The 274-nt window shown below is 32.5% G+C and carries 1 protein-coding gene; it reads left to right on the top strand.

Going from position 1 to position 274, the window contains the following annotated elements; translation table 11 throughout:
* Nucleotides 1-54 precede the first annotated feature (54 nt).
* On the top strand, nucleotides 55-274 hold a 220-nt coding region (locus C1E99_RS00275; protein WP_153060110.1), incomplete at its 3' end, for a YfhO family protein.

The raw sequence follows: 274 nt of genomic DNA on the forward strand, positions 1-274 counted from the left end.
GAACTTTGGAAAGCATAATAAAAAGGCGATTTATTCGCCTTTTCTTTTAAATCTATGAAAAAAATATTTACAAAAACATCCATTTATTATCTCTTCTCTTTCCTTATTCCGCTGACTATTATTTCTATCGTCTTAGCATTTCAAGGAATCTGGTGGGGAAGTGATACAACAATATTGGCCAGTGATGGCTTCCACCAGTATGTTATTTTTAATCAAACATTACGAAATACTTTACACGGAGACGGCTCTTTATTTTACACATTTTCAAGTGGTT

The sequence above is a fragment of the Streptococcus suis genome (genome assembly GCF_002964045.1).
GTDB classification, from domain to species: Bacteria; Bacillota; Bacilli; order Lactobacillales; family Streptococcaceae; genus Streptococcus; species Streptococcus suis_U.